Genomic DNA, 9,463 nt, shown 5'->3' with positions numbered 1-9,463 from the left:
ACTCGCGATACGGCACAATGTATCGTGATCGGACAGGTTGTCCCTTTCACAAAACAGAACGGCCATCTCCAGTAGCATCCTGGTTCGCTTTGCGCCCTTGACCAATTGTGCAATCAACAGCACAACAACCGTCGTCGCGATCGGCTCGAGATAGCCGCGACATTTCACTGCCTACAATTTCCTTCCCTCGATCCTTCTTTGTAGATGCCGAACGCAACATTGGTGCCCAGGCTTGGAATGCCTCTATCCGAGACAGAGCGTCCTTCACGAACAAGTTGTTCGGTGTACTGAGACTGTGTGTCCACTCCCGATAGGCAAAGACATTTTCGTATCTCGATTTATCCGGAAAACGTTAGGGAATTAGTTGATAGCCATGCCAAGCAATCGCCACGCCACCTTGGTATGGCCTTTGCGAAATTTATCGATTGCCTGAGTGCAACGGCATTGTTTCCGGTGCGATAGGCTGTAGCCATCAATGACACTGAGAAGAATTCTTTTAGGCCTTGTGCGATGAGGGGATCCGCGAATCTTCGCGCGTTTGTTTATCTCCATATCGAGCGGAGGGAAGGGGAATACACCATGACACAGTTATTACTTCGTGTCGCGTTATCGCTTGTGAGTCTTGGATTGTTGACCGTCTGCTATACCGCTGATGCGTGGTCACAGCAATCCGAAACCTTGGAAGGGAGGTACCCGTTACGAGATCAGTCGATGAGTAAATCGTTGAACTTGGGTGGCGATCAGCAATCGCCCACGTACGACAAATCCAGGACATCGTGGAAGCAAGTGACCGGCGAGATTGAACGGGTCAAGAAGGTGGTCATACGTGGAACCGGACAGGAACATCTGGCCGTTTTACTGACCACTACACAGGGACGTCGCGTCGTGGCGGATTTGGGACCCGCCGAGCAATTTCGCGACGTGAAACTCCGGGCCGGCGACTTGATTTCGGCGCGTGGGCCGGTAGCGCGGGTCAATGACCGTCGTGTGATATTTGCTCGTGAAATCAATGTCGATGGAGACACGATACGCATACATCGCCGGATGCCGACGCAAAATTCGCGTCAATCGACAACAGCGGTAAACGGGAAGATCGCGATCATGAAAGAGCTGAAAGTCAAAGGAGGGGACGAGAGCCATCAAGTCGTGAGGATCTTGACCAAAGAGGGAAAACAAATTGTCGCCGATCTTGGAGAAAAAGCATCTTTGAAGGACATGAATCTCGCATATGGCCAGGAGATTTCCGTAGAAGGGCCGATGGTCCGGTTGAGCGGCAAGCCGTTTGTTCTTGCTCAGAAGGTGACCACCCAAGGTCAGACGGTTCACATTGAAAGGGAATTTCTGTACGCCATGCCGGCCAGCCGGCAGGGACAAGGTGCCAGCTCCGAGGGCGGCTCGCGAGGGATCCGCGGTGAAGTCGTTGTGAAGGGCGAGGTGCTCAATATCGATCGCGATGGCTTTTATATCGTGAGAGATCCAAGCGGACAAGAAGTACACCTACTGGTGGCTGAGGATTTGACTCACGGCCTGCATGTGGGCGACCGCATCCAGGCGCAAGTCAGACCTGACGGGTCGGTGACGTCTATTTCGAAGTCATCCGATACCGAAACTGAGTCTTCGGAATAGTGATCGCCGGGTCCATTGCAATCCATAAAAGAAAAGGAGGTCCGCGATGAAACGGTTTGTCGGCCTGTTCTGCTGCGCCTTCGTATTCATGCTGATGATTGTTATGACGCCTGCCTTCATGACATCGGCTTCCGCCTATTCGGGCGGATTTTTCGACGATGGCTTGTACGATGACGATTGGTTCTTCGACTATTACGAACTGCCGGCCGACTACCACCATAGCAATCGGGAAAGGTTGCGTGAGTATGAGGTCGGTCAAATGTATGAAGGAGCAGATGAGAGCGGGATTTTTAACTACTAATCGCTGCTTGGCATCATGTAAACCAGGAGGCCGATTATCATGAAAAGTTGGATCATATTTATGTCTTGTATAGCGGGAATATTTAGCTCCATTGCATTGATTCTCCCCTTACCGGGTATGGCGGCACCTTGGCTGGCTCCAGCGGCCGATGAGAACATTACGGCTGAGTGGGTTAAAGACGTGGCCAAAAAACTTGAAACCAATCGCTTCAAGAACGTCTTTGTGAATCAGGCATTCGGTTGCGATCAATGCCGTATTCTGGGCTATCTGAACGATGCCGCCGACGCGTTGGACGGTGATAATCCAGCATTGGCTAAAAGCTTTGTCAACCGGGCACTGTCCGTTTTGGACGACGGACAACAACAAGGCCGCTATTCCGATCTAGATATCCGGCCCATTAAACGCACGATCATTCGGAAGGCGAATCAGGGTTTCGAGGAATCCGGAGTCGGACCGTTCACCAGGTCGATACCGGGTGAGAGTAGGGATCCTCGATATGAGCATGGAGACGATCCTCTGTTCGGTCAATCCGGCGAGGCGGACTACTACGGTAGCCTACCGGATCGATGGGGTGGGTACACCCATGGAAGTCGATACGGACTCACCGAAGGTTTACACCGGAGCACACAGCGGAACGACCCCACAGCCATGCGGGGACGGGATCGCTGAGACGGGACAAACAGCTATCGCTCCATGCCGCCCGAGGAACTGTTTGCGACAAGCCACGCACAGCTCATGGGTCAAAATAATATGAGTGTGTGTTATCGGGTGCATCAGAGATGATGAAACGGCCGTATCACGGTTTCGTGATACGGCCGAATCTCCGTCTCGTTCGCTTACGCGGCTTTCGTCTTACTTCCTTCAGAAGATTGTCCTTGTGCCGAAGGCTGCTGCGACTGACCCATAGCCCGCGATTGATTTCCGTCGTTCCCTTCAATAGGAATTTCTCGGCGGCGCTGCGTCGTTTCGGGAAGCGGCACATCGACGGTCAGAACCCCGTTTTCAAAAGTTGCCTTCGCTTGATCAATCTGGGCCTCATCCGGGACCGGGATTGTACGCCGGAACGAGCCGTAGCTGCGCTCCGACCGGTAGATCCCGCCGCGCGTCTCTTCTTGCTCGCGCTTGCGTTCGCCGCTGATCACGAGGCCTTCGGGCGCCAGCTCCACTTTGATGTCCTCCTTGCGAATCCCCGGCAATTCGGCACAGATATTCAGTCGGCCGTCTGTTTCCCTCACTTCGATGGGTGGCGCCCACATGCTCATAGACTGGCTCCATCCGTTGTTTGGAGTTCCGGCTTCGAAGAAGAAGCGATCCATGTCTTCCGTAAACCGGCGCATCAATTCGAACGGACTTGCCGAAAAAAAGTCTCGAGGGGACAAAGAAAAGATGGAGGATGGTGGTCCATACTTCGACATCCCTCGTTCTTGTGTCTGACTGTGCAAGCTTTGCGAACCGGATTGGCGCACTTCGCCCGATGATTGCGCCTCCTTCCCTTTGTTTTTGACCGATACGTCCGCCATTGTCGACCTCCTTCTCTAGATATTGTCTTTGTTGTGCGGCAGATTCCGAAATGAAGCTGCAAGCGCTATTCCGCCTCTATGCTTCGAGGGACACGCCATTTGCGCGTCTTTGAGACAACCCCCTCACGTGACGGCGGACAGAACTTTCCACTCGCGAGCGATTTGTCCAGCCAAGCACGAGCCAAGTCCTCTCCCTCATGCTTCTGAATACTGCTTGCGACGGTTCAGCGCTTGGGGCGGTGGGCGCCGACATGGCGAGCAATCTTACGCTCGGCTATGGTTAAGAAGGGGCGATAGGACCCGCAAAATGCGGAAGTTGTCATGCTATCGCGCTCTGAGCATGGACGGGCGATATTCATCGGGGCCATGAGACATGAGTTGGTGTTGGCCTCATTGTTGGCGCCTGCCGCTATCCAATCCGCGGTGACAAGGGATCTTCCCAGTAGAACGCATCAAAGCGGTTGGCGATATATTTTTTGACACTGCAATCAGAAAGGAAATGTATGAAGCAATTTCGGCGTGTTCGCGACATCGCCGCGTTGACACTGTCTGCTATCGATGGACAGATGGGATCGATATCGGAATTGTACTTTGACGATCAAAGCTGGACCGTCAGATACTTGGTCATAAATACGGGGGGTTGGCTCTCCTGGCGAAATGTGCTCCTCGCGCCTCTTGCCGTGGCCGGCATCGATGATGCCGATGCATCCATGCGGATCAATTTGCGAAAAGAGCAAATCGAGCAGGCACCGCCGATCGAGGAGGCGAAGCCGATCTCACGCCAGTACGAAGAAGCCTACTATGAACATTTCCGGTGGGCGCCGTACTGGCAAGCAGGCACAACCTTCTTGGGAACCCCGATTCCCTATCCCGAGCCGCTTCCGATAAATTTGGACGAGCCGGTCTTCTCCGAATCGCCGGAGGAGTCCCATCTCCGCAGCAGCGTGGAGGTGACCGGTTATGGTATTCATGCTCAGGACGGAGAAATCGGCCATATCGAAGACTTGGTCATCGACGACGAGGACTGGAAAGTCCGATATGTAGAAGTGAACACGAGGAATTGGCTCCCGGGCAAAAAGGCGCTGGTACAAACCGCCCGTATCAAGCACATCAATTGGCATAGCCGATCGGTCACCATGTCGCTGACCCGGCAGGCCATTCAATCGGCACCGGCTTATGACCCGTCGATGCTCATTACGCCGGATTACGAAATACAGCTCTTCAAGCACTATGGGAAAATGGCTGCGTGACTTGACTGCCACGTCGTGACTCGAGAGCGGCTGCATAAAATCGAGCGGAGTGTCTCTCGTGTTGTGGCGGCACTCCGATGCGACCATCGTCCATGACAGCGAATCGACATCGACGCGTGACATATTGCTCAATGGCCGCGCTCTTGATGGGGTTGGTGATTCTTGCGTCGGCTCTCTATATCTGGTCGGGAAGCTACAATGTTGCCGCGACTGAACCGCACTTCGAGTTTGTCCGTCGTGGCTTGGCGACGATTCGTGACCGATCCATTCAGGCAAGAGCCGCGAAGACAGAAGCTCAACGCCTCGAATCGGCGACGACCACGAGTGGGTTGCGCGCGTATCATGGCCTGTGCAGCATCTGCCACTCGGGACCGGGATTAGAAGCCAGTCCGATCCGGGAAGGACTCAATCCAAAGCCGCCCCTACTGAGTTCCGAGAGCGTCCAGCGGCGAAGCGATGTGGAATTGTTCTGGATCGTAAAACACGGCATTAAAATGACCGGCATGCCGGCGTTCGGTCCGACTCATCACGACATGGAATTATGGCAAATTGTCGGGTTCCTACGCCAACTTCCACATATCAACGCAGAGGAGTACGGCATGATGTTGAAGGCCGAAGGGGAAGGGGAATTCGACGACCATGGTCATGACCATTCTCATATTCCGACGATTCATCCCATGGCTCCCTAGTCACTTCACAATGAGAGCGGTAATGATTCGCTGATGCCGGTATTACTGAGGAGTAACAGTCCGTTATCAGGCACCAATGTGTCGGTCTTTCCTCTCCCTTTCTCCGAACGTTATCTAGAAAACCGCTGCGCGCATCATTATCAAGCATCATGGTTGGCCGCGTCAGGATGGGCCTAGGCATTGCCCTAGTACGGCAATTCAATTAAACCATTCATTCTAAAGAAATGCCGGGATGTGCGTCTCCGTCCGCTGGACATTGGCACGTGCCGCTTGCAATCTGCTGTTTTGTTTCGGCCCTATGGATCGATCCGGTACGAGCGCAGGACCAACCGGCCCCATTGGCCGGAGAAGAGTTCCACACGGAAGTGCTTGGCGAGCCGGTGGATGTGCCGCCACGCGACCGCAAGACCGTGACCGCGGCAAGCTTCGGCGTACAGTATCTACACGATGGGCCGAGTTTCTATCAGGTCTTACCTTTTGGCGCCTTCTATGTATGGCGCCATTCAGGTGATTACACGGAACGGTTCCGCGGTACATTTGCCGTGGCGGTCAATGACATCGCCTACAATGTCGGTGTTCGCTCTTTACCTGGATGGGAATTGCGATTCACGCTCAACAACATGATTATTCCTCTCGGTCGATCGGAATACGTCGAAGGGCAGATTATTCGAGAAGTCGAGGTGGAGTGGAACTACGTTTTCGCCGGGTTCGGGCTCGCCTACCGAAGACTGTTGTCGCCCGGTCATCAGGACAATGCGTTCGAGCTGTCCCTCACTTATGAACCAGGCTATCGTTGGTTCAGAGGGAGTGGGGATGCTTCGCCGAACTTCGTTGTGCCGACCGATACCTATGAAGGACGGGTGCATCTGCGTCTCCGAACCGATGCTCTGGAACGCAATCTCATGGAACTTCCACATCGGGGGTACGCCTTCGGCGGCGATTTCTTCTATGGCCATCGCGCCAAATGGGGGCCATGGGGAGGTGTTTCTTTCGTGAATCCGGATTTGAATGCGGATCGAGAACGAGACTACATCATGGGCAGTTTTTATGCGATTGCCGCCACCGGCATCCCTGGGATCAAGAGCCAACGGCATCGGCTCATCGCCTCGTTTTATGGCGGCATTGGGCAAGATCTCGACCGATTCTCCGCCTTCCGCCTGCCTGGTAGACCGACCGGATACGAGTGGGAATCACTCTCGTTGCCGATTTTACCGAGCGTCGCGTTCAATGAGCTGTTTCCCTCTCGGTATGCCATCGTGCATGCGACCTATCAGTTTGAGGCCTTCTTTTTTCTCTATCCGTATATTCGCGGTTCCTATGGATTGGTGGAGCAACCGCGCTTTCAATCCGACGGGCGCATACGGAAACAAATGGACCCCATGCCCGCAGTCAGCGCCGGAGTGATAAGCGGCGCTCCGTGGCGTTCACAGATCGAAATCAACTATAGCTACAACTTCGGCATCTATAGCGATCGAGGCGGTGGCCCCCCCATCGCGGGAAGGCACGGCTTCTTCATTTTCTGGTCGAAGGAGTTCCGGTAGATCGTGACTATTGCCTGCCATGAAATTCGAGTGACGCAATCCAACGGTCTTGTGGACGGGCTGTCCTTTCGCAGACATTCTCTCCGCTCTGGGTTCGAAGGCTCTTTGTACAGGTTTGCTGATACCTCGCCGGTATCCTAGCGGCAACGAGAGTTTGAACGCTCGCGCGGCGGATATGGGCGTGGCGTGCATTTTGCGAAATTCAGGGGTAAGGAGAAAAGGCGCCGCGAGAGCTATATTGTTGGTGGCGAGGTGATGGCAGGAGAGAACGAAAGAAGGTGGAGGTGCTGATCATGGTTGAGATCATTATCTCGGTGTTGTTGGCGTTTTTTGCGATATGGAGTCTGGTAGCGTTGGCGTCTGACGACGGTCGAACCGGATGGAGCTTATGGCCGGTTTTTCTATTGTTCTTTTTTGCCATCTGGACCGGTGGATTATGGTTGACGCCGGTAGGTCCGCCCTTGGTCGGTGTGCATTGGCTGCCGTTCGTGCTTGTCGCGATTTTCATCGCGCTGTTCTGGACCGCTGTGCCTGCCGCACCGAGGCGTACAAGACGCACGGGAGGACGGTCCCCCTCCTCAAATGTAGAACGTGATGCGGCAGCGACGGCTGCCGGGCTCGGGGTGCTGTTTTGGCTGCTTCTGTTCGGATTGGCTGTAGCCGCAGCGGTCCGTTATGCCGCGCCGGCCGTACCGGTTGCGCAAGCTTCATGAAAAGAAAGACGTGAAAAACCGAGTCCTCATCCCGGGTAACCTTTCCGGGTCGTGTGTTGTCTGAAAAACGATTTCAGGACCATGTTCCGGAGAAACGTCAACTTATCGGATTGTCCGGTTTTCAACTTCAGGCCGACGCGAGTTGGCCGATCCTCGCATTCTCATGACCCGGTCGTCAGCAAACCGGATATTTTCCGGACCTCGTCCGCCGAGGTGAAGGAGGCGTAGGAACTTATCTGTACTGAGCATACAAGATGATATGCCGGTGGCTCCGGTCGGGTAGGAGTATTGTTCTGGTTGCTCCTGGCAGGTCTAGCCATGGTCACCTTTTTTCGTTATGCCATGGGTGGGTCTGATATGCAGGCTTCTTAGGCTTCCTGCTTACAACGTATGCCGGCGAGTTCGAGTGAATGTGTCGATTAAGCGACACCTACGAGCGAAAAGGAACAGAATTGATCAGAACAACAATAGAATTTTGGATCGGGAAACGCTCTCTTCTGATCAGTAGTCTTTAGGTGACTCCTCGTTTTGAAGTTGGCAGGCAGCCTCATTCCCTTCAGGCGCAGCTCAATGATCGGCAAGTCCTTCTAGGTATTCGTATCGATCCTGTTGTACGCACAGATATCCGAAGCAACTTCGCTCTAGCCAGCGCCGAGAAGAGATACAGCGTGGTCGTATGTCTCTATGCCACAGGTTGCGTTTTATCTCCGTGGTGATCCCGGCAAAGATGAGGTGGAAAGATTTACCCCCTGCCATGATGAGATAACATGGCGCGCATGTTGCAGGCTGCCATGGGTAGATATGGAAAAAGCAAATGCCTTGAGTTCAGCGATTCAACACTGACCTGTCCTAGCAGTACTTGTTACGTCAAAAGGCTTTCCATGGCAGAGATTCTTGTAGTGTGGATGTTAGGTTTGATTGTGATCGCCATCGCGTGGGGAGGCGTAGACAAGATCGCCGTTCTTCTCAAAACGTTCACTCACTCGTTGCAAACTCCTGAGCGGACCAAACGTTTGCAAGTTATGGTCGCAAGCCTTTTCGCGTCGGCCTTACTTTGGATCCTGACCGCAGCGGATAATAATTATCTGGACGCGTGGGCCCCCCTGCCGATGCTCTTGATATGGGCCGGAGGCATCTGGCTGATTCCATTTCGGTTCGATGCAGCGGGACATTACTGGCTATCTTTCTTGGCCATAGGCGTCATTCTGGTACTGTTTTGGATGGGAAGCAGTTCTTGTCATTCAACACGAACGCAGGCCTCGACTGATGTTTCAATCCAGGCAGATGTTTCGATCCGGCAGGTGGATGTTTCGATGCAGCGGGAGCAAGACACATCCACGAGCCTGACCGGCCTCGGATTTCTCTTTTGGATTGCTTTAATCGGTCTCACTGTTGCCGCAATTGCTCGATACACGTCTGCGTGGAATGTCGTTGCTCTTAACTCATGAAACGACCCTTCTCTCATAGGTAGTCTACACAAAGCTCCTGTACCTGACCGCAAGCAATTCAGAACATCTCTCAAATTTCGGCCAAGTCGCAGCAAGTGCTCTATCTAAGCAGGCCTTTCGTTTCACGGAATGCCGATAAACCAGGGCGCCGCCGTCCCAAGGCATAGGTCAATCCAGGGGTTTACCTAGTGGAGCATTGTAGAGCGAGTGGTCACTATGACGGCGCCGGCGTGTGGAGCAGGTATGAAGCAATTCAGGCGAGTGCAAGATATTACCAAGTTGACCCTTTATGGTATCGACGGTCAAGTGGGAACGGTACAAGAACTCTATTTCGACGATCAAAACTGGGCGGTCCGATACCTGGTCGTGAAGACC

The 9,463-nt window shown here is 53.7% G+C and carries 9 protein-coding genes; 8 read left to right on the top strand and 1 reads right to left on the bottom strand.

Going from position 1 to position 9,463, the window contains the following annotated elements:
- The first annotated feature begins 579 nt into the window (after positions 1-579).
- From ACOSYY_RS15940 to ACOSYY_RS15930, 3 genes are read left to right on the top strand one after another with little or no spacing between them, the layout of a single operon-like run.
- Positions 580-1,626 (top strand): hypothetical protein, encoded by a 1,047-nt coding sequence (locus ACOSYY_RS15940; RefSeq protein WP_421663649.1) that lies wholly within the window; start codon positions 580-582, stop codon positions 1,624-1,626.
- 46 nt (positions 1,627-1,672) lie between these two features.
- Positions 1,673-1,927 (top strand): hypothetical protein, encoded by a 255-nt coding sequence (locus ACOSYY_RS15935; RefSeq protein WP_421663647.1) that lies wholly within the window; start codon positions 1,673-1,675, stop codon positions 1,925-1,927.
- Between the two features lie 39 nt (positions 1,928-1,966).
- Positions 1,967-2,596 carry a hypothetical protein gene (locus ACOSYY_RS15930; protein ID WP_421663645.1) on the top strand — a complete coding sequence of 210 codons (630 nt, stop codon included), beginning with the start codon at positions 1,967-1,969 and terminating at the stop codon, positions 2,594-2,596.
- A 167-nt stretch (positions 2,597-2,763) separates the two neighbouring features.
- Here ACOSYY_RS15930 and ACOSYY_RS15925 read toward each other — a convergent pair whose 3' ends face one another.
- Entirely contained in the window at positions 2,764-3,447 is a 684-nt protein-coding gene (locus ACOSYY_RS15925) for an Hsp20/alpha crystallin family protein (RefSeq protein WP_421663643.1), read from the bottom strand.
- 503 nt (positions 3,448-3,950) lie between these two features.
- Between ACOSYY_RS15925 and ACOSYY_RS15920 the strand changes: the two genes are divergently transcribed.
- The 5 genes from ACOSYY_RS15920 to ACOSYY_RS15900 all read left to right on the top strand — a co-directional run bounded on the left by ACOSYY_RS15920 (position 3,951) and on the right by ACOSYY_RS15900 (position 9,088).
- Positions 3,951-4,697 (top strand): PRC-barrel domain containing protein, encoded by a 747-nt coding sequence (locus tag ACOSYY_RS15920; protein WP_421663641.1) that lies wholly within the window; start codon positions 3,951-3,953, stop codon positions 4,695-4,697.
- 92 nt (positions 4,698-4,789) lie between these two features.
- Positions 4,790-5,386 (top strand): c-type cytochrome, encoded by a 597-nt coding sequence (locus ACOSYY_RS15915; protein ID WP_421663639.1) that lies wholly within the window; start codon positions 4,790-4,792, stop codon positions 5,384-5,386.
- Positions 5,387-5,649: 263 nt separating this feature from the next.
- Positions 5,650-6,927, top strand: coding sequence for a hypothetical protein (locus tag ACOSYY_RS15910; RefSeq protein ID WP_421663637.1), 1,278 nt, complete (start codon positions 5,650-5,652; stop codon positions 6,925-6,927).
- A 293-nt stretch (positions 6,928-7,220) separates the two neighbouring features.
- Positions 7,221-7,640: a hypothetical protein gene (locus ACOSYY_RS15905; protein ID WP_421663635.1), complete on the top strand. Its 420-nt coding sequence runs from the start codon at positions 7,221-7,223 to the stop codon at positions 7,638-7,640.
- A 767-nt stretch (positions 7,641-8,407) separates the two neighbouring features.
- Positions 8,408-9,088 carry a hypothetical protein gene (locus ACOSYY_RS15900; protein WP_421663633.1) on the top strand — a complete coding sequence of 227 codons (681 nt, stop codon included), beginning with the start codon at positions 8,408-8,410 and terminating at the stop codon, positions 9,086-9,088.
- Positions 9,089-9,463: the final 375 nt, after the last annotated feature.

The organism is Nitrospira sp. BLG_2 (assembly GCF_049222245.1).
This window is presented reverse-complemented; position numbering and strand designations above follow the sequence as displayed.

Bases quoted from the DNA above. Each gene is read 5' to 3' on its own strand.
- ACOSYY_RS15920 (WP_421663641.1), top strand. From the start codon at position 3,951: ATGAAGCAATTTCGGCGTGTTCGCGACATCGCCGCGTTGACACTGTCT.
- ACOSYY_RS15930 (WP_421663645.1), top strand. From the start codon at position 1,967: ATGAAAAGTTGGATCATATTTATGTCTTGTATAGCGGGAATATTTAGC.
- ACOSYY_RS15915 (WP_421663639.1), top strand. From the start codon at position 4,790: ATGACAGCGAATCGACATCGACGCGTGACATATTGCTCAATGGCCGCG.
- ACOSYY_RS15940 (WP_421663649.1), top strand. From the start codon at position 580: ATGACACAGTTATTACTTCGTGTCGCGTTATCGCTTGTGAGTCTTGGA.
- ACOSYY_RS15900 (WP_421663633.1), top strand. From the start codon at position 8,408: ATGGCGCGCATGTTGCAGGCTGCCATGGGTAGATATGGAAAAAGCAAA.
- ACOSYY_RS15935 (WP_421663647.1), top strand. From the start codon at position 1,673: ATGAAACGGTTTGTCGGCCTGTTCTGCTGCGCCTTCGTATTCATGCTG.
- ACOSYY_RS15925 (WP_421663643.1), bottom strand. From the start codon at position 3,447: ATGGCGGACGTATCGGTCAAAAACAAAGGGAAGGAGGCGCAATCATCG.
- ACOSYY_RS15905 (WP_421663635.1), top strand. From the start codon at position 7,221: ATGGTTGAGATCATTATCTCGGTGTTGTTGGCGTTTTTTGCGATATGG.